An 18854-nucleotide genomic window follows, 5' to 3' on the forward strand; every position below is an offset into this window, starting at 1 on the left:
GTCGGTCTCCTGATCCGGGTATGGGTGGCTCAGGCCAGCAGCGCCTGGGCGCGCATGGCCAGCTGGCCGTCGTGGGTCTTGGCCCACAGCGTGATGGTGTGGCCGTCCGGCTCCACGCGTGCGCACACGCTGAAGCGATGGATGTCGAACAGCGGCTGCACGGCGCGAAAGGAAAACTCGGTGACGACGGCATCTGGCCGTTCGCGCCGCACCAGGTCGAGCAGCAGGCTCGCAATCAGCGGGCCATGCACGATCAGGCCCGGATAGCCCTCGACCTGCGTCACGTAGGGCTGGTCGTAGTGGATGCGGTGGCCATTGAAGGTCAGGGCCGAATAGCGAAACAGCAGCACCGGATCGGGCGTGATCTCGCGGATCCAGTCGTGGTCGACGTCGGCGGGCACCGGGGCCGGCACAGAATCACCCGGCTGCGGATTACCGCGGTAGACGATATCGTGTTCTTCCTCGATCGCCAGCCCGGCCGCGCCTTCGATCACATGGCGCACCAGCACGAACACGAGCTTGCCGCTGCGGCCTTCCTTGGTCGTGATGCCCGCGATGGTCGACACGCGCCGCGCCTGGTCGCCGACCTGCAGCGGCGCGATGAATCGCAGGCGCCCGCCGGCCCACATGCGGCGCGGCAGGTCCACCGGCGGTAGAAACCCGCCGCGCAGAGCATGGCCGTCCGGCCCGATCTGCGATTGGCGGTGCACCGGCAGGAAGTACAGCCAGTGCCACAGCGGCGGCACGGCGCTGCCGGGTCGCGGGGCCGGATCGTCGCGATCGAGCAGCGCCGCCATCGCGGCCAGGGGCGCGGCGGTAATGGCGTCAAGGCGTTCTTCGGTGCGGCCCTGCCAGGTGTCCAGGTTGTCCATCGTTGTCTCCTATGGTCTTGTTCTAAAGGGCGGCTTCGTCGACGATGCGCTGGGCCTTGAGGATCACGGGCCGGTCGACCATCTTGCCGTCGAGGGCAACGGCGGCGCCATTGGCCTGGCTGGCCGCGGCGAGCACGCGCGTGGCCCAGGTCACCTCGTCTGCCGTGGGCTTGAAGCCCGCGTTGACTTGCGCTATCTGACGCGGATGGATACAGAGTTTGGCGCCGAAGCCGAGGCGGCGGGCGCGGACGGTGTCGGCGATCAGCTGGGCCTCGTCGTCCAGCGCGACGGTCACGCCATCGATGGGTGGCGCCAGGCCGGCCACGCGCGAGGCCTGCACCAGCATCGAGCGGAAGTACAGCAGTTCCTGGTCGTCGCCCACGATGCCCAGGTCGAACTGGAAGTCGATCGAGCCGAAGGCCAGGCGCGCAACGCCCTTCACCTGTGCCAGCGCGGCCACCGCCGCCATGCCGCAGGCGGTTTCGATCAGCGGCAGCACGGGCAGGCCCACATGCGCGACGCGCTCCAGACCCTCGATGGACTCGGCCTTTGGCAACATGATGGCGGCCACGCCCGCGTGGCGGCACAAGGCCAGGTCGGACTCGAACCAGGCCGTGTCTTCGGCATTGATGCGCACCACGACGGGCATCGATGGATCGAGCGCGGCGGCGACCTGGGTACGCGCGTGGTCCTTGTCGGCCGGCGGCACGGCATCTTCGAGGTCGACAATGACGGCATCAGCGCCACAGGCGGCCGCACGGGCGAAACGCTCGGGCCGGTTACCAGGGACGAACAGGTAAGAACGGGGGATGGCAGACATGACGGGCCAGTCGCGTGTGGAATGAGGCCCATCATAAATTTGAATGAAGGTGGTACAGAAATAGAAAAAACTGATTCCAGGATCACGCGCGCGCATGCCTGCGAGGCATCACGAAGCGGCATTGCACAGTCGCCAGGAATCGCTTATGTTGATGGCTCATTCACGCGCCCCCCCCTCACCATGGACATCAAGCAGATCCGCACGCTCATCGCCATCGCCGAAACGGGCAGCGCCACCAGGGCCGCCGAACTGCTGCACCTGGTGCAGCCGGCCGTGTCGCGCCATATCCGCATGCTCGAAGACGAATGCGGCGCCATCCTGTTCGAGCGCGAGCGCCATGGCATGGTGCTGACCGATGCCGGCCGCACGCTGGCCGAGTACGGGCGGCGCGCGCTGCGTGAACTGGACAAGGCGCGCGCCGAGATCGGGCCGGCCGCCAACGCGATCTCGGGGCGCCTCATGATTGGCCTGCTGGCCAGCACCAGCAATCTGCTGGCAACCGAACTGGTGGCGCGCGTACGCGCAAAGCACCCTGCCGTCACGGTCGGGATCAATGTCGGTTATGCGGGCAATGTGGTGCAGTGGCTCGAGGCCGGCGAAGTCGAACTGGCGCTGCTGTACGACACGCGCGCGTCGCAGGGCCTGCAGGTCGAGGCGCTGCTCGACGAGCGCCTGTACGTCATCGGCCCACCGGGCGAGATCGATTCATCGACACCGTTCCCGCTCAAGCACCTGCGCGACCGCCCGATGATCCTGCCGAACGCGCCGCACGGCCTGCGCAGCATCATCGAGCACGCGCTGGCGGTGGCCGGCATCAGCGTCGACGTGGTGGCCGAGACCAATGCGCTCGACCTGCAAAAGTCGCTGGTGACGAAAGGCTTCGGCTACAGCATCCTGCCCAGTTCCGCGATTCTCGACGAACTGCGCGACGGGACGCTGTCGGGGGCGCCGGTGGGCACGCCCGACCTGTCGCGCCGGATCGTGCTGGCGCGCGCCGCCACGCGCCGCGCGTCGCCCGTGAGCGTGGCAGCCGCGCCGGAGCTGGTCGGCCTGATGAAAGAGATGGTTCTCAGTGGCGCCTGGCCGGGCGCGGCATGGATCGGACGCTAGGCGCGCGCCGTTGCAGCAGCTTCGGCCGCATCGACATGCAAATCAATTGCTCAACAATTCGACTCTGACCCTAATTGTGAAGGAGGCTCAGCCTAAATCTTACAATTAGGGTCAGAGTCGAATTGTTTGACAACTTTTGGGAATTGCCCAACAAATCGACTCCGACCCCACTTGTTTGCGTTGCGGATCAATTGCTCAACAATTCGACACTGACCCTAATTGGATGTTGGCGTTGCGATGGAGGCGGTGGAGCCGAGCTTCAGGCCCAGATCGAGCGTGGCGGCGACGTTGCGGGCGGTGCTGCGCAGGTTGAATTCGGCGCCGGCCAGCGCTTCGGCGACCGTGCCGGCCTTCATGATGGTGCTGAAGGTGGCGTCGATGCCGTGGGCGTGGACGGCGCTGGCGTCCTGGCCCAGGCAGCCGCCGATGGCGATCACCGGTTTGCCGTGGCGCGCGGCCACGCGGGCCACGCCGATCGGGGTCTTGCCGTTGACGGTCTGGCTGTCGATGCGGCCTTCCCCGGTGATGACCAGGTCGGCCAGCGCAACGGCGGCGTCGAGCCCGACGGCGTCGGCCACGATCTCGCTGCCCGGGCGCAGGCGGCCCTTCAGGAACACCAGCATCGCGGCAGCGATGCCGCCGCCGGCGCCGGCGCCAGGGACGGCGGCCACGTCCTGCCCCAGGTCGCGTGCGATGACGGCTGCGTAGTGGCGCAGGTTGGCGTCAAGCTGCTCGACCATCGCCGGCGTGGCGCCCTTTTGCGGGCCGAAGATTGCTGACGCGCCGGTCGGGCCGACCAGTGGATTGCTCACGTCGCACGCCACCTCGAACACCGATTCGAGCACGCGCGCATCGAGCTGCGTGACGTCGATGCGCGCCAGCTGCGCCAGCGCCGCGCCGCCCGGCGCCAGTGGCGCATCGTGCGCATCGAACAGGCGTACGCCCAGCGCCTGCAGCATGCCGGCGCCGCCGTCGTTGGTGGCGCTGCCGCCCACGCCGAGAATGAAACGGCGCGCGCCGGCGTCGAGCGCGGCGAGGATCAGTTCTCCGGTACCCCGGCTGGTGGCGCGCAGCGGATCGCGCTGCGTGGGCGGGACCAGTTCCAGGCCGCTGGCCGCAGCCATTTCGATCACGGCGATGACGTCGCCGCCCGTCAGGCCATAGAAGGCGTCAACGGGCGTGCCCAGCGGACCGGTGGCGCGCAGGTCCACGCGCCGCCCGCCAGTTGCGGCGATCATTGCCTCGACGGTGCCTTCGCCGCCATCGGCGACAGGGATCTTGACGTAGTCGGCGTCAGGGAAAATCTCGCGAAAACCGGCCTCGATGGCGCTCGCTGCTTCCAGCGCCGACAGGCTTTCCTTGAATGAATCGGGTGCGATCACGATGTGCATGGTACGCTCCAATCAACGATTGACGAGGCGCGCAGGCACCACCAGCACCAGCATTGCGCCGATAAACAGGACGGTCGACAGGATGTACAGCGCCATGTCCGTGCTGCCGGTGGCGTCCTTGATCCAGCCGACCAGGAACGGGCTGAGGAAGCCCGCGATCTGGCCCATCGAGTTGATCAGGGCCAGGCCGGCGGCCGCTGCGGCACTGCCCAGGAACGCGGCCGGCAAGGGCCAGAACATCGGCAGGCCGGTGAGCGCGCCCATCGTGGCCAGGCTCAGGCCGATCATCACCAGCACCACGTTGCTTGAAAAGTTCGCGGCCAGCAGCAGGCCGACCAGCGCCATCAGGAGCGGCGCCGACAAGTGCCAGCGGCGCTCGCGCCGGCGGTCGGCCGAGCGACCCACCAGCACCATGAAGACACCGGCGAACAGGTAGGGAATGGCGCTGAGCCAGCCGACCGTGGTGGCGCTCTCGAAGCCGAGCGACTTGATGATCGACGGCAGCCAGAAGTTGATCGCGTAGACGCCCATCTGGATGCTGAAATAGATAAAGCCGAGCATCCACACATGCCAGTCGCGCAGCACGGCGCCGAACGAATGCACGGCGTGCACGCCGCTCGAACGCTGCGCTTCGTCGTCGTCGAGCGCCTTTTGCATCGCGGCTTTTTCATCGTTCGTCAGCCATGGCGCGCTCGCCAGGCTGTCGTTCAGGTAGAACAGCACCGCTGCGCCCAGCAGCACGGTTGGAATCCCCTGCAGCAGGAACAGCCACTGCCAGCCATCCATGCCGCCCTGGCCGCTTGAAAAGTGGCTGAGCATCCAGCCCGACAACGGGCCGCCGATCAGGCCCGAAACGGGAATGGCCGACATGAACAGCGCCATCACCTGGCCGCGCTTGTGCGACGGGAACCACTTGGTGAAGTACAGGACCATGCCCGGGAAGAAGCCCGCTTCGGCCACGCCGGTAAAGAAGCGCAGCACATAGAATTCGACGGGCGTGGTCACGAACAGCATGCAGGCCGACAGCGCGCCCCAGGTCATCATCATCACCGCGATCCAGCGCCGCGCGCCAAGCTTGTGCAGGATGAGGTTACTCGGCACCCCGAAGGTCACGTAGCCGATGAAGAAGATGCCGGCGCCCAGGCCGTACACGGTCTCGCTCAGTTGCAGCGCATCGAGCATCTCGAGCTTGGCGAAACCGACGTTGACCCGGTCGAGGTAATTGAAGAAGTAGCAGACGAAGATGAAGGGAATCAGGCGCCACGTGGCCTTGCGGTAAGCGCCGTCGAGCAGGCTCGTGGCGGGTGTGCTTGCGGTGGTACTCATGCTGTCTCCGGGTTTCTAATTAGGTAATCCCCAAGATTATCAGCCAAAGCAGGGCCATCGAGCGTCGGTGGCGCGCACAACACACACCATCATGTTCGCGCCTTTTTTGGTGCATTCGCACAAGACGCGCCCCAAGCGAGGTTCGCCATCAAGGGCACGCCCAGCGCCAACCGGTGCAGCGTGCCGGACCAGGCAGGCCACAGGGCCACCAAATTTGTGCATAATCACAAACGCATCCATTCCACCCACTTACCGCCATGCACATCCTCGACACCGGTCTCGCGCAGGAAATCGTCGCGCGCACCATGCGCATCATCCCGTTCAACGTCAACGTGATGGACGCGCACGGCGTGATCCTCGCCAGCGGCAACCAGGCGCGGGTCGGCGAGCTGCATGCCGGCGCCCTGCTCGCCCTGGCCAAGAAGCTGACGGTGGAAATCGATGCGGCCGCCGCGCACAAGCTGCATGGCGCCCAGCCGGGCATCAACCTGCCCCTGTGCGTGGGCGGCCAGATCTGCGGCGCGGTGGGCTTGTCCGGTGCGCCCGACGAGGTGCGCCAGTTCGGCGAGCTGGTACGACTGAGCGCCGAGATGATCCTGGAGCAGGCAGCGCTGACCCAGGAGTTGCAGAGCAACTCGCGCTACCGCGAAGCCTTCGTGCTCAACCTGATCCGCTACGAGCCGGGCGCGCGCGCCGAACTCGAAGGCTGGGCGCAGCGCCTGGGGATCGATGTCGAACGCATGCACCTCGTGTTTCTGGTCGAACTGCAGGGCGTGCCCGAGTCGGTGGACGCCTCGCTCAGCGCCGTGCAACTGCTGCAGATGCGGATCCTGGCGCGCCGCGACGACGCCCTCACCGCCACCGTCGGCCCGTCCGAACTGGTGCTGCTCGACGCCTGGGAGCCGGCGCGCAAGGGTCTCGAGACGACCCCGCAGCGGCGCCTCGAAGCGCTGACGCAGCTGGTGCGCGACGAATGCGCGCTGCCGTTCACGCTGTCGATGGGCATCGCACTGCCCGGTATCGACGGCGCGGCCATCTCGTACGGGAGCGCGCGCACCGCCAGCCGGCTCGGGCGCGCGCGCCATTCGCAGCAGCAGGTGTTCAGTTATTACGAGATGGCGTTACCCGTGCTGCTCTCTGGCCTGGACAGTGGCTGGCAGGCGCACCAGCTGCGCATGCCGATCGCGCGCCTGGCGCACGACAAGAGCCGCGCGATGCTGCGCACGACGCTCTCGGCCTGGTTCGCGCACAACGAGAATGCCGCGGCCACCGCGGCCGCGCTGGGCATCCACCGCAACACGCTCGACTACCGCCTGCGCCGCATCGGCGAACTCACGGGCCTGGATCTGGGGCGCAGCGAAGACAAGCTGCTGTTGTATGTGTCGTCGCTGATCAGTCCAGCATGACCGCCGGCCCTGAAGCCGGCGTCAGCTGGCCAGCGCCTCGGCGCTGACCGTCAGCCCGGCGACGGCGCGCTCGAACAGCGGCGCATATTCGAGCGCGCGCACCCGGTCATCGCGCAGCGCGGCCAGCATTGCCGCGCGCAGGTACAGGGGCGGCGGCGCCAGGCCCGGGACCGCAAACAAAAACACGCCGCCCGCCTGGCCGACAGCCACCAGGCGGCCCGTGACGTAGATGCCACCTTCGAGGAATTCGACGCCCATGCCAGGCTGGAACGACGCCAGCAAGGCGTCTTCATCCGGCGTGGCGATCAGCTCGCGCGGCTCGGCGTGCAGCGCGGCCACGGCGCCATGCCGCGCCAGCGCCGGCGCGAGATCGGCCTCCGCCAGCCAGGTGCCGGTGTCGTGCGCCAGCGCCGCACGCTCTTCGATCGGCGCGAAGTAGTGACGCAGCACGTCCAGCCCCAGCCCGCCGGCCAGCGGGTCCTGGCGATTGGCCATCACGTCCATGTGCACCGCCACCAGCTGGTCGAGCAGCATCTTCGAATGCGCGTCTGGCAGGCCCAGGCGCGCGATCCCTACGCGCAATCGCTTCACCAGGCCGGGCAGCATGCGCATCAACGCCGCATGTTCGCCCGCATCGAGCTTGGCCTGGGCGCTCCAGACCAGGTCGGCCAGCAGGCCCGCATGGCCCCGTTCGTCCGGCGCGCCGCGCGCCATGACCTGCGCCCAGGTCGTGTGCAGGAAGTGTGCGATGCGCGGGTCGGTGCGCAGCGGTGTGATGAGCGGCGCCAACGCCGCCTGCGCCGCAGCCACGCGGCCATGCAAGGCCCCGGCCTCGTCGATGGCGGCCACGCACGCGGCGTGCCGCGCATCGCTCGCGCGCAGCGCGGCGCCCACGGCCTCGTCGAGGTCCGCCCGCGCGCCGTCGATCACGGCCGGATCGCCGTCGAAACGGCGCAGCACGTCGTCGACCGCCCGCTCGACGAGCGCGGTCAATGCCGCGCGCAGCACGGCGTCGGTGTCAGCGTCAAGTGCCGCCACCACGTGGCCGATGCGATCGACCAGCCGGCGCGCCGCATGGTCAGCCTGCACCGGCAGCGCGCCATCGGCCAGCACGACCCGGACGAAGGGCACGAACAGGCGGCCCACGTGCGCGCGCAGGTCGGCGTCGAGCAGGCGGTCCTCGAGCATGAACCCGAACAGCAGCGCCGTCAGCTCGATCCGCTGGCGCAGGCTGCGTGCGACGTCGTCGGTGGCGATCAGGCGCGCCAGCTGCAGCGGGGACTGCTCACCGGCACGTTCCATGCTGGCCCGCTGGGCAACGCGCAGCGCCTCGAGCAGTTGCGGGCCGGGCGTTTCGGCCCGCGCCGGCGGCGCACCCGCGCGGGCGGCAAGCGCGCGCGCGCGCGCCGCGCCGTCCTGCGCGCCCATCTTGCGCACCAGTGCGCGCAACGCCTGCGCGTCGTCGAAGCCATCGATATCGGGAAAGGCCGACGCGACCTGCGGCGCGCCGCTCATCATCTGGCGCAGGGTCGGCAGCAAAGCGCTGGCGCCGGGCGCAGTATTGGTCGCAGTATTGGTCGCAGTATTGGTCGCAGTATTGATCGCAATACCGGTCGCACCACCTGCGCCGGCCGGCTGCGCGACCGCCTCGGCGGCCCGCTGCCAGGCCAGGCGTTCGCGTTCCGCCCTCGTGAGCTGGCTTGGGCGCGCGCTCAGGCGGCCGATGACGCCGCGCTGTTCGAACACCTCGAGCACGGCGCCGTAGTACAGGTTCAGGTGCGCCGCCATCGCCGTCGACAGGTGCTGGAACAGGATACGGATGCGCAGCTCGTCGCGCACCATGGCGCTGACGGCTTCATACAGCGCCCGGGCGAGCAGCCAGGGGCGGAAAGGGTTCTCGCGTTCGCGCACTTCGCTCACGCCATGGAGCTGGGCGATGATCACGTTCAGGCGGCCCAGACTGAGCTGGTCGACATCGCGCAGGCGCACCAGCAGGCGGTCGACCAGTATCTGGCGGTCCATCACGGTATCGTCCATCAGCGACAGCTCGTCGGCGCGCACCGCGCGCAAGCCGGCGCGCAGGTCGGTATGCATGGTCTGCATCGCGCGCTCGAGCAGCAGCGCGAAATGCTGGCGCATCTGCTCGCGCAGCGCCTGGCCGTCATAGCGCACCAGAGTGCGCGCGCTCGACAGGGCCGCCAGCTCATCGCCGGCGGTCGTGCGGGCGGCTTGCGCCATCGACGCCTCCGCCTCGGCCAGCATGTGTTCGGTCAGAGTGGCAAAGCCGGAGAGGGCCCGTTGTTGGGCGAGCTGGGCAAGCTGTTTTGGAAATTGCATCGTGCTGAATATGGTCCCGCCGACAGGGCAATGCAGGGAGCAGCCGTGGCCACCTGGCTCGTAGCGGCAAGGACGTCACTATTACCCTACGGAATCTGCAACGATAGCATAGGGCAGGTACCTCTTTCCAGCAATCCGCCGCCATTGGGTGGAATGTTACAGGCGCGCAGACACATTTTGTAGCATTGCTTACCGGAACGCCTCACCTGTTGTGCCGCGCCCGTAGTCTAATGAAGTCATCGATTCGAGGAATCGGCCACCAGGAGAAATAAAAATGAAAACCAAGTTCATCGCAGCATTGCTTGCATTGACCTTTACCGCGAGTGGCAGCGCTTTTGCACAACGCGGTGACCATGATAACGATCGCGACCGCGACGGCAAAAAGTATTCGCAGCAGCATGACGACCGCCGCGGCGATGACCGCCGCGACAACGATCGCAAGGACAGCCCGCGCGCCAATGACAACAAACACCGCAACGACAGCGCGCAGCATTATCGCCGCGACGATTCACGCGGCGGCGGTCCCCGTCACGATTTGCGCCGCGGCGGCAAGCTGCACAAGGAATACCGCGATCAACGCTATGTGGTCAACGACTGGCGCGGTCGTCACCTGAGCGCGCCACCGCGTGGCTATCATTGGGTGCAGACGGGTAACGATTATGTGCTGGCAGCGATTGCCACCGGCATTATTGCCCAGGTCTTGTTCGCCAATTAAACCCGGCACGTACTGCCTGCGACAACCGCCCGTCGAACGACGTGGCGGTTTTTTTGCGTCGCTGCGTACCATATTTACAACATCGATTCAGCCGTCTCCAATTGTTGCATCCGCTCAATGCAGTGCGCGTTTAATATCGGTCACTACGCGTGTTGTAACTACGGAGAATCGATGAATACCAACCTGACACCAGGCGCCCGCGCCGTGCGCGGCGTCCTTCTGACATGTGCCTGGACTGCAACGGCCCTGACCAGCGTTCCGCTTGCGGCGCAGACGTTGCCGGAAGCGTTGCCGGACGAGCTGCCGCGGGTGGAAGTCACCGGCTCGGCAATCCGCCGCGTGCAATCCGAAACCGCCCTGCCGGTGCAAACGATCTCGCGCGCCGAAATCGAAAAAACGGGCGTGACCACTGCCGCCGAACTGATGGGCCGCGTCTCGGCCAACTCCAACGGCCTGACCGATGGCGCCAGCATCAACGTCGGCGGCGACCAGCGCGGCTTCAACAGCGCCAACCTGCGCGGCATCGGCACCTCGTCCACGCTGGTGCTGCTCAATGGCCGGCGCATGGCCAACTTCGCTTCGCCCGGCGACGACAGCGGCGTCGACCTGAACAACATCCCGGCCGCCGCCCTCGAACGCGTCGAAGTGCTACTTGACGGCGCCTCGGCGCTGTACGGCACCGACGCGATCGGCGGCGTCATCAACTTCATCACACGCAAGGATTTCCAGGGCCTGGAAGCGAACGTGTATGTCGGCACCACCGACGAAGGCGGCGCCGGCAAGCGCACCGCCAGCATCAGCGCCGGCAAGGGCGTGCTCGAGCGCGACGGCTACAACGTGTTCGCCGTGGCCGACTTCCAGCGCACCAATCCGCTCAGTACGTCGCAGCGCAGCTTCATCCCTGGCCTGCAGGTCGAGCAGCGCCTCGGCCACCTGCTCTCGGGCTACACCAGCCCGGCCAATATCCGCTTGAGCTCGGCCCAGCGCGACCATCTGCAGGAGATCGGTTTTACCATCAACGGCCAGCCGATCACGAACCGCCTGATCAACCTGTCGGTCCCCGGCTGCGCGCCGCCGGCCAACGTCTACCTGCCCGATGGCACGGGCGGCGTTGACGCCTGTACCTATAACTACATGGGCGACACCGAGCTGTATCCGAAGTCCGAAAAAGCCAGCCTGCTCAGCCGCGCCGTGATCAAGCTGGGCGGCTCGCACCAGGCCTACGCCGAAGTGGCGCTGAGCCGCTCGAAGACCGACTACACCGGTTCGTCGGCGCGCGTGACCGGCTACATCGATTATTCGCGGGTGCCGCAACTGGCCGGCACTGGCCTGGACGGGCTGGACGACGATTTCCCGGGCGAACTGGAATTGCGCATGCGCCTGAACGAAGCCGGCCAGCGCACCAGCACCCTCACCAGCGAAGGCGTGCGCGCCGTCGTCGGCGTGACGGGCACCGTGGGCGGCTGGGATTACGACGCCGCGTACAACCACAGCGTCAACACGGTCAAGGACCGCGACACCCACGGCTACGTACTGTACGACGAACTGCTCGAAGGGATCGCCGATGGCCGCATCAACCCGTTCGGCCCGTCGAGCCCGGAAGGCCAGGCGCTGATCGACAGCATCCAGGTCGACGACGTGGTGCGCCACGCGCGCGGCACGCTCGACGCGCTCGACTTCAAGTTCTCGCGCGCCCTGATGCCGCTGGCGGGCGGCGAACTGGCCGTGGCGATCGGTGGCGAAGCGCGGCGCGAGAAAAACAAGTTCACACCATCGGCGCTGCTCCTGAGCGACAACATCAACAATGACGCGGCGCCGGAAGGCGGCCGCGCCACCAGCGACAGCCGCGACGTGGCGGCGCTGTATGGCGAGGTGCTGGTGCCGTTTGCGAAGCAGTGGGAAGCGCAGCTGTCGGCGCGCTACGACCACTACGAAAACGTGGGCGGCGCGGCGAGCCCGAAGATCGGCCTGACCTACCGCCCGAGCGCGGCGCTGCTGCTGCGCGGCTCGGCCGGCCGGGGCTTCCGCGCGCCGTCGATGACCGAGCTGTACCGCCCGACCGTCTACAGCAGCACGGCCACCCTGCCCGACCCGGTGTACTGCGCCACGGTCGACAACAATTATTCGGACTGCGCCGACAACTGGGACACGCGCCGCTACAGCAACGAAGGCCTGAAACCCGAGCGCAGCCGCCAGTTCTCGCTCGGCGCCGTGTTCGCCGCCGGCAAGCACGTCAGCGCATCGGTCGACTACTGGAACATCAAGCGCACGGACCTCATCAGCGAGATCGGCGACGACATCATCCTGGGCAACCTGGCCAAGTACGACAACCTGGTGTACCGCGACGAAGACGGCTTGATCGACTACATCGAGCTGCGCAAGGAGAACCGCGGCGCGCAACTGGCACGGGGCGTCGACCTGGCGCTCACGGTGCGCGGCGTCGACACGGCCATCGGCCGTTTTGGCGGGCGCCTGAATGGCACTTATGTGCTGTCGTCGAAGATCCAGAATGCTCCAGGTGATGATTTCGTGAGCAACCTGAACCGCTTCGTGACCGACGGCGTGGTCCAGCGCTGGCGCCATACGGTGAGCTTCGACTGGGATCGCGGCCCGCTGTCGGCGAGCCTGCAGAACACGTTCTCGAGCGGCTACGAAGACCAGAACACGGCGATCAATATCGACGACGGCAGCGTGGTGGCGGCCAACCGGGTCAAGAAATACTCGCTGTGGGATCTGTCGGGCGCGTACGCGTTTGACGCGCATCTGAAACTGCGGGTGGGCGTGCAAAACCTGTTCGACAAGAGCCCGCCGTATTCGAACCAGGCGTATTATTTCTTGTCAGGGTATGACCCGAGCTATACCGATCCGCGCGGCCGGCGTTTTTATGCCAGCGCCAATTACGCGTTCCGGTAACGGGTAATTCACAGCGACTGGTTCGCGATGCGCACCAGTCGCCAGCAATCGTCCAGCTTGAAAAAATACGAGATCAGGTAGTCGGTGTCGGCCTTGAACAGGTCGAGCCTGGCGCTTAGCGTCGTCACCTCTTCCAGACGCATCCCGAGGGCGCCATCGGCGCGCTCCTGCGCCAGCGGCAGCACGGGAAACGCGACGAGTTCGCGCTGCGGTACGGCGGTAAATACGCGCTGGACCGCTTCGTCGGTGGCAAATCGTTGAATGAAAAACGAGATGTCCTGGGCCGGACAGGCCTGCGCCGGCGTGGACATGGCCTGTTGCTCTGCCTGGCCAGAACTGGCTGCCGCCAGCGACAGCGCAGCGATGATGATCTTGTTCGAACCGTGCACGTTCCGCTCCTCGTACCCTTCGTCAGATGGCAACCCACGACCGTGCCGGTTCAACCGGCCTCGTGTGATCGAAGTCCGAGTCTATCAGATGGACCGCGGCGCCCGGAGCACGGATCGCCGGCCTGGTGACGAGGCTGTTTCGGTTGAAAATCGTGCATTTGCGGAGACGATTGCGTGTCATGGCTTGATTACAACGAATAAGCTGGCATTATGTTGAATTCAAGACATGACTACCTGCGGCGCCAACGGTCTCAGGTATGGAAAATCGCACCGCACTGACAGAATGACGATGAATCGATTTCGAACTACCGGTATCTCAGGCGACCTCCAGGGCGATCTGCCCGCGCACCAAGACCTGTTCGACAGCACCCGACCGCACTGCCCGCGCCTGCTGCTGGTCGACGACGAGCCGCGCGTGCTGGCCTCGTTGCAGGAAATGCTCGAAGGTCGCGGTTATGCGATCAGCACCGCCGCCACCGGCAGCGCCGCGCTGGCCTGCCTGGTGGCGCAACGCTTCGACCTGGTGCTGCTCGATCTGCTCATGATGGATGTCGACGGCCACCAGGTCATGGACTTCATCAACCTGCACGACATCAAGGCCGACGTCATCATCGTCAGCGGCGTGGTGGGCATCGATTCGGCCATCGGCGCCCTGAAGCGCGGCGCCCACGATTATCTGCGCAAGCCGTTCAGCCGCGAAGAACTGCTGCACACGGTGGAAAACGCCCTGCGCCAGCGCGAACTGCAGCAGACTAACCGCCGCATGGCCGCCGCGCTCGAGGTGTCCGAGAAAAAATACCGTTACCTGGTCGATGCCTCGCCCGACATGATCTACATGCTCGGTCACGAAGGCCGCTTCACCTACGTCAACGACCGCGCCTGCCAGATGCTGGGCTACGAGCGCGACGAACTGCTCGGCCGGCACTACACGACGCTGCTGCATGCCGACGATGTCGAGCGCGCACGCTATGTGTTCAACGAACGGCGTGTCGGCGAACGCGCCTCGCGCGACGTCGAGCTGCGCGTGACGTGCCGGGCGGGGCCGATCCAGGCGCGCGCCGCCGGCACGACCGTTATGACGATCTCGCTCAACGCGATCGGCATGCACCGCGAAAAGCAGGAACCGCACACGCCGACCTACGTGGGCACGTATGGCATCGCGCGCGATGTCAGCGCCCGCAAGCGCGCCGAAGCGGTCATTTATCACCAGGCCTATCACGATATCCTGACCGACCTGCCCAACCGCGTGCTGTTCAAGGACCGTCTCGGACTGGCCATGCTGCAGGCCCGGCGCAAGCGCACCGAACTGGCGGTGATGTTCATCGATCTCGACCGCTTCAAGCTCGTCAACGATACCCTCGGCCACGTCCATGGCGACGGCTTGCTGCAACAGGTGGCGGCGCGCCTGAAGGATTGCCTGCGCAAGGGTGACACGCTGGCGCGCCAGGGCGGCGACGAATTCACGATCGTGCTGCCCGAACTGCGCTCGCGCGACGATGCGCGCGTGGTCGCGGACAAGTTCATCGAGCGGCTGCAGCAGCCGTTCGACCTGGGCGGCAATGAAGTGCATATCTCGGCGTCGATCGGCATCGCCATCTATCCGGAACACGGCGAATCGATCGACGAGCTGCTGCGCAATGCCGACATCGCGATGTACCAGGTCAAGGACCTCGGCAAGAATGGCCACGCGTTCTACGATGCGTCGATGCAGGACGCGCTGCACCAGAACATCGCGCTCGAACACAATCTGCGCCGCGCGCTCGAGCGCAACGAACTCGAGATGTATTACCAGCCGCAGATCGACGCCGCCAGCGGCCGCATCATCGGCGCCGAGGCCCTGATACGCTGGAACCATCCGCTGCGCGGCCTGATCATGCCCGCCGAGTTTCTGCCGTTTGCCGAAGAAAGCGGCCTGATCGTGCCGATCTCGGAGTGGATGATCGACACGCTGTGCCGCGACATGGCGCACTGGGGAACGGACGGCGAGGACGCGCTAACGCTGTCGCTCAATCTGTCGCCGCACTACCTCGATCACAGCCGGTTCTACGAGACGATGCAAAGCGCCTTGCAGCGCTACGGCATCGGTCCGGGACGGATCGCGGTCGAGATCACAGAGAACATCTGCATCCGCAATCCGCAGCATGCGATCGAGCAGCTCAAAAGACTCGGGCAGCTGGGTGTGTCGGTGGCGATCGATGATTTCGGCACCGGCTATTCATCGCTGGCTTACCTGCACCGGTTTCCGATCCAGACGATCAAGATCGACCAGTCGTTCGTGCAGCAGATCAGCGACCCGGATGGGCATTATCCGGTGGTGCTGGCGATTATCTCGATTTCGCGCGGCCTGAATCTCGACCTGGTGGCCGAGGGCGTGGAGACCGAGGTGCAGGCGCGCTATCTGCGCGCGCATGGGTGTTCGACGATGCAGGGCTTCCTGTTTCACCGGCCGATGCCGTTGAAAGGGTTCGTGAATGTGCTCAACGCCTAGAGTCCTGAATTGGAAGTTCGTTGAATAATAAATGTGGCGAAGTCGGCCTGAAACAAGGAGCAAAGCACAGCAAGGCCGGGGCCTTGCGCGCATTTGCGACGCAGTGTCAGGGCGACGCTCGCCGTATTTATTCAACGAATCTCTGATTCAGGACACTAGCGCACGGTAGCGGCCTACTGGACGATCACGTCCATGGTCACCGTCCCCGTCGCGCCAGGCAGCATGGTTCCGGTCAGGAGCCACTCGGCATTGCCGGCAACGCCCACTTCGGGCTTGGCGCCCACCGCGCAATCCGACAGCCCGGCCGCGAGCAGGCCGCACGCGGCGCCGGCGAACGTCGTCGATGGTGGCGTCACATTGGCGATCTTCACATTGTCGAGTGTCGTGCTGCCGGTATTGGTGTAGGTGATCGTGTAGGCGATCCGCGTGCCCGGCATGGCATTGGTCTTGTCGACGGCATTGGCCAGCGTGAAGCCGTCACAGGCTTCGCAGATCCCATTGACCGTGACGACCACCTGCCCCAACCCAATCCCGAGCAGTTGCAGCAACGGGTCGACCACGCCGCCGAGGATCGGGCCCAGGATTGGCGAAAGCGCGCCGACGACGATCGTCCTGACCAATTCGACGACGACATCGGTGACCAGGTTCAGCAGCCCTAGGTCGAGCAACGGAATGCGCAGGCTCAGGTTCGCCACCAGCCCATTGACCAGGTTCGTCACGAACACCGTGCTGGTGCTCACGGTACGCGTTTGCGGGAAGGTGCCCGACATCGTCACCGTGCTGGCATATGGCGACTCGCCCCGGGCCCACGTCTTGATCTCGATATCGAGCAGGTTCAGCCCGGCCAGCTTCAGGCCGCCGATCTTGCCGTAGCCCAGGTCGGTGGCCGCGTTGATGCGGCGCGAGCGGTTGAAGAACACGCTGTCGTCGATCTTGCCGATATAGATGTCGGCCACGCCGGGCAGCGCCTGCAGCGTGACGGCGCGGCTGACGGCGTCCACCGCCGTCAGCGTGCCCTCGCCTCGCCCGATCTCGACATACACGTCGAGCTGGCCGATCGCGATCGACGTTTCGCCCAGCAGCGCAGTGAGGAGATTGGTTACTGGCGCGAGCGTGATCAGGTCGAGCTTGAGCTTGACCCGGACCGCGGCGCTATGGAAGGTCGAACCGGTCGGGCCGCACAGATACACCGCCGGCTCGATTACCTGGGTGGACAGCTGCACGCTGTTGAGGATCCCGAGCGCGCCGAGCACGCCACCCGAGATGCCGATCGGCGCCGGTGTCGTCACCACATTGCGCCGGTTGTATAGCTGGATCAGGCCGGTGAGCATGTCGAGCGCATTGACCGTGGTCCTGGTCAGCGTGGCCGCGTCGGCGGTGACCTTGACCAGGTCGCCCACGCGCACGGTGGCGCCAGCGGTATCGATCCGGGATGCCAGGCGGCTGAGGGCGCCGGTCAGGCTGGTATCGGCCTGCGCCTGTGCCTGCACGCCCAATGCGGCGACGACCTGGCCGAGCGTGACGTTCGTGTTCAACGCCTGCGATGGGCTCGAGACGCCTGTCTGCAATTGCAGCTTGGTGAGAAAACCGAGCAGGTTGACGTTGCCTTGCGCGAGGTTGTTCCAGTCGACCGCGGTCAAGTTCAGGTTAGTGCCGAGCAAGCCACCCAGCAACGGGTTGAGCAAGGCGCCTTGCGTGCTGTCCACGCTCAGCAGGCGCGGCCCGGCCGACAGGCAAGCGCCCGTCGTCGTGCATGCAGCCCTGGCCTCGACGCTGCCGAGCAGGACGAACAGGAGCAGCCATTGCAACAGGCGCGTCAGGAAATGATGGGGGCGAAAGGCGGTCATGAGCTGGAAGGGGGTGCGTGAATGCAGCGACGCGCGGATAGGGCGGCGTCTCGTTATCCCCCTGGTGCAGGTTCATGGCACAAAAGGCAGAGCGAAGGTATCGATTTTACTGAGTTATGCCAGGCAGGTCAAATAATTGTTCCCTCAAGGCAATGCATTGGTGAACATGCATTGCCCCGGCCGAGCCTGCTGCTGAAGGAATTACTCGCCCGTGATCCGGGCATCTTTCACGAATTTTCCCCAGGTTTGAAACTCCTTGCTCGTGTGCGCCGCCAGTTCCTGCGGCGTCATGTAGACCGCGTAGGCGCCCTGCTCTTGCGCCTTGCGCTTGAATTCGTCGGTCGCCATGATTTTCCTGATCTCGCCCGTGAGCCTGTCGACGATCGGCTTTGGCGTGTTGGCCGGCGCGTACACGGCGAACCATGAGCTCACGTCCAGCTTTTCATAGCCCTTGATTGTCGCCGTGGTCGGCACGTTGGGCAGGCTCGGCAACGCGATATTACCGGTCACGGCAATGGCGCGAAGCTTGCCGGACTTGATGTGCGCCAGCAGCGGCGGTGCCGTCGTGAAGGTCATCTCGACATTGCCGCCCAGCAGATCGGTAATCGCCGGGCCCGTGCCTTTGTAGGGAACGTGGGCGATATTGGTGCCGGCGAGCCGGTTGAGCATTTCACCCGTCACATGCTGCAGCGACCCGTTGCCCGACGACGCGTAATTGAGTTTGCCGGGATGCGCCTTGGCGTAGCTGACCAGTTCGGGCAGCGTCTTGATTGGCAGGTCGGGCCGCACCACGAATACTTGCGGCGCCACGATCAGGTTGGCGACCGGCGCAAAATCCTTGATCGGATCAAAGCCGGCCTTCACCACGTGCGGCGTGATGACATGAAAGCCCGAATACTGGACCAGCAAGGTATAGCCGTCCGGCTTGGCGCGCTTGACGGCCGACGCGGCAATCGCACCCGCCCCGCCCGGCCGGTTCTCGACCACCACCGGTTTGCCCAGCGCCTTGGACAGCGGATCGGAAATCATGCGCGCGGCCAGGTCGGTCGTGCCGCCCGGCGCGGCCGAGACCATCAGCGTGACCGCGCGGGTTGGGTAGGCATCCTGCGCTTGCGCGCCGATGCTGGCAAGTGCCGTTGCGGCGGCGATGGCAAGCATGCCAAGACGAATGCGCGGTGAGTACATCGATTTCATGGTGTCTCCTGATTATTCAAATAATTGTTGTGTCCTGCTTGTCCTG

13 protein-coding genes are annotated in these 18854 nt (G+C 65.7%); 5 read left to right on the top strand and 8 right to left on the bottom strand.

Going from position 1 to position 18854, the window contains the following annotated elements; all coding sequences use genetic code 11:
- Positions 1-29: 29 nt before the first annotated feature.
- On the bottom strand, positions 30-872 hold the full coding sequence (locus tag AB2N08_RS04360; protein WP_367609383.1) for an FAS1-like dehydratase domain-containing protein: 843 nt from the start codon (positions 870-872) through the stop codon (positions 30-32).
- Between the two features lie 22 nt (positions 873-894).
- Entirely contained in the window at positions 895-1692 is a 798-nt protein-coding gene (locus AB2N08_RS04365; RefSeq protein ID WP_367609384.1) for an HpcH/HpaI aldolase/citrate lyase family protein, read from the bottom strand.
- Between the two features lie 180 nt (positions 1693-1872).
- Between AB2N08_RS04365 and AB2N08_RS04370 the strand changes: the two genes are divergently transcribed.
- Entirely contained in the window at positions 1873-2802 is a 930-nt protein-coding gene (locus AB2N08_RS04370) for a LysR family transcriptional regulator (protein WP_367609385.1), read from the top strand.
- Between the two features lie 215 nt (positions 2803-3017).
- Here the strand turns inward: AB2N08_RS04370 and AB2N08_RS04375 are convergent, their stop codons facing one another.
- Together AB2N08_RS04375 and AB2N08_RS04380 are read right to left on the bottom strand one after the other, a co-directional pair.
- Entirely contained in the window at positions 3018-4193 is a 1176-nt protein-coding gene (locus tag AB2N08_RS04375) for a glycerate kinase (RefSeq protein WP_367609386.1), read from the bottom strand.
- 12 nt (positions 4194-4205) lie between these two features.
- The gene (locus tag AB2N08_RS04380) at positions 4206-5519 is read right to left on the bottom strand and encodes an MFS transporter (RefSeq protein ID WP_367609387.1); all 1314 of its coding nucleotides are present in this window, start codon (positions 5517-5519) and stop codon (positions 4206-4208) included.
- 257 nt (positions 5520-5776) lie between these two features.
- On the opposite strand from AB2N08_RS04380, the gene AB2N08_RS04385 reads away from it, so the two are divergent.
- Entirely contained in the window at positions 5777-6925 is a 1149-nt protein-coding gene (locus AB2N08_RS04385; RefSeq protein ID WP_367609388.1) for a sugar diacid recognition domain-containing protein, read from the top strand.
- 21 nt (positions 6926-6946) lie between these two features.
- Here the strand turns inward: AB2N08_RS04385 and AB2N08_RS04390 are convergent, their stop codons facing one another.
- Entirely contained in the window at positions 6947-9262 is a 2316-nt protein-coding gene (locus AB2N08_RS04390; protein ID WP_367609389.1) for a DUF1631 family protein, read from the bottom strand.
- Positions 9263-9536: 274 nt separating this feature from the next.
- On the opposite strand from AB2N08_RS04390, the gene AB2N08_RS04395 reads away from it, so the two are divergent.
- Together AB2N08_RS04395 and AB2N08_RS04400 are read left to right on the top strand one after the other, a co-directional pair.
- Entirely contained in the window at positions 9537-9977 is a 441-nt protein-coding gene (locus AB2N08_RS04395) for an RcnB family protein (RefSeq protein WP_367609390.1), read from the top strand.
- Between the two features lie 171 nt (positions 9978-10148).
- Complete coding sequence (locus AB2N08_RS04400) at positions 10149-12890, top strand: TonB-dependent receptor (protein WP_367609391.1); 2742 nt, start codon at positions 10149-10151, stop codon at positions 12888-12890.
- Between the two features lie 8 nt (positions 12891-12898).
- On the opposite strand, the gene AB2N08_RS04405 is transcribed toward AB2N08_RS04400, so the two are convergent.
- Positions 12899-13279, bottom strand: a complete 381-nt coding sequence (locus AB2N08_RS04405) for a hypothetical protein (RefSeq protein ID WP_367609393.1) — start codon at positions 13277-13279, stop codon at positions 12899-12901.
- A gap of 289 nt (positions 13280-13568) precedes the next feature.
- Here AB2N08_RS04405 and AB2N08_RS04410 point away from each other — a divergent pair, with 289 nt between their 5' ends.
- Positions 13569-15767, top strand: coding sequence for a putative bifunctional diguanylate cyclase/phosphodiesterase (locus AB2N08_RS04410; RefSeq protein ID WP_367609395.1), 2199 nt, complete (start codon positions 13569-13571; stop codon positions 15765-15767).
- A gap of 173 nt (positions 15768-15940) precedes the next feature.
- Here AB2N08_RS04410 and AB2N08_RS04415 read toward each other — a convergent pair whose 3' ends face one another.
- Together AB2N08_RS04415 and AB2N08_RS04420 are read right to left on the bottom strand one after the other, a co-directional pair.
- Positions 15941-17614 (bottom strand): hypothetical protein, encoded by a 1674-nt coding sequence (locus AB2N08_RS04415; protein WP_367609396.1) that lies wholly within the window; start codon positions 17612-17614, stop codon positions 15941-15943.
- Positions 17615-17815: 201 nt separating this feature from the next.
- Entirely contained in the window at positions 17816-18808 is a 993-nt protein-coding gene (locus tag AB2N08_RS04420; protein ID WP_370662390.1) for a Bug family tripartite tricarboxylate transporter substrate binding protein, read from the bottom strand.
- Positions 18809-18854: the final 46 nt, after the last annotated feature.

Source organism: Massilia aurea, assembly GCF_040790145.1.
Classification (GTDB): domain Bacteria; phylum Pseudomonadota; class Gammaproteobacteria; order Burkholderiales; family Burkholderiaceae_D; genus Telluria; species Telluria aurea_C.

Excerpts from the sequence above, each read along its gene's own strand:
- AB2N08_RS04360 (WP_367609383.1), bottom strand. The coding sequence starts at position 872 with ATGGACAACCTGGACACCTGGCAGGGCCGCACCGAAGAACGCCTTGAC.
- AB2N08_RS04365 (WP_367609384.1), bottom strand. The coding sequence starts at position 1,692 with ATGTCTGCCATCCCCCGTTCTTACCTGTTCGTCCCTGGTAACCGGCCC.
- AB2N08_RS04370 (WP_367609385.1), top strand. The coding sequence starts at position 1,873 with ATGGACATCAAGCAGATCCGCACGCTCATCGCCATCGCCGAAACGGGC.
- AB2N08_RS04375 (WP_367609386.1), bottom strand. The coding sequence starts at position 4,193 with ATGCACATCGTGATCGCACCCGATTCATTCAAGGAAAGCCTGTCGGCG.
- AB2N08_RS04380 (WP_367609387.1), bottom strand. The coding sequence starts at position 5,519 with ATGAGTACCACCGCAAGCACACCCGCCACGAGCCTGCTCGACGGCGCT.
- AB2N08_RS04385 (WP_367609388.1), top strand. The coding sequence starts at position 5,777 with ATGCACATCCTCGACACCGGTCTCGCGCAGGAAATCGTCGCGCGCACC.
- AB2N08_RS04390 (WP_367609389.1), bottom strand. The coding sequence starts at position 9,262 with ATGCAATTTCCAAAACAGCTTGCCCAGCTCGCCCAACAACGGGCCCTC.
- AB2N08_RS04395 (WP_367609390.1), top strand. The coding sequence starts at position 9,537 with ATGAAAACCAAGTTCATCGCAGCATTGCTTGCATTGACCTTTACCGCG.
- AB2N08_RS04400 (WP_367609391.1), top strand. The coding sequence starts at position 10,149 with ATGAATACCAACCTGACACCAGGCGCCCGCGCCGTGCGCGGCGTCCTT.
- AB2N08_RS04410 (WP_367609395.1), top strand. The coding sequence starts at position 13,569 with ATGAATCGATTTCGAACTACCGGTATCTCAGGCGACCTCCAGGGCGAT.
- AB2N08_RS04415 (WP_367609396.1), bottom strand. The coding sequence starts at position 17,614 with ATGACCGCCTTTCGCCCCCATCATTTCCTGACGCGCCTGTTGCAATGG.
- AB2N08_RS04420 (WP_370662390.1), bottom strand. The coding sequence starts at position 18,808 with ATGAAATCGATGTACTCACCGCGCATTCGTCTTGGCATGCTTGCCATC.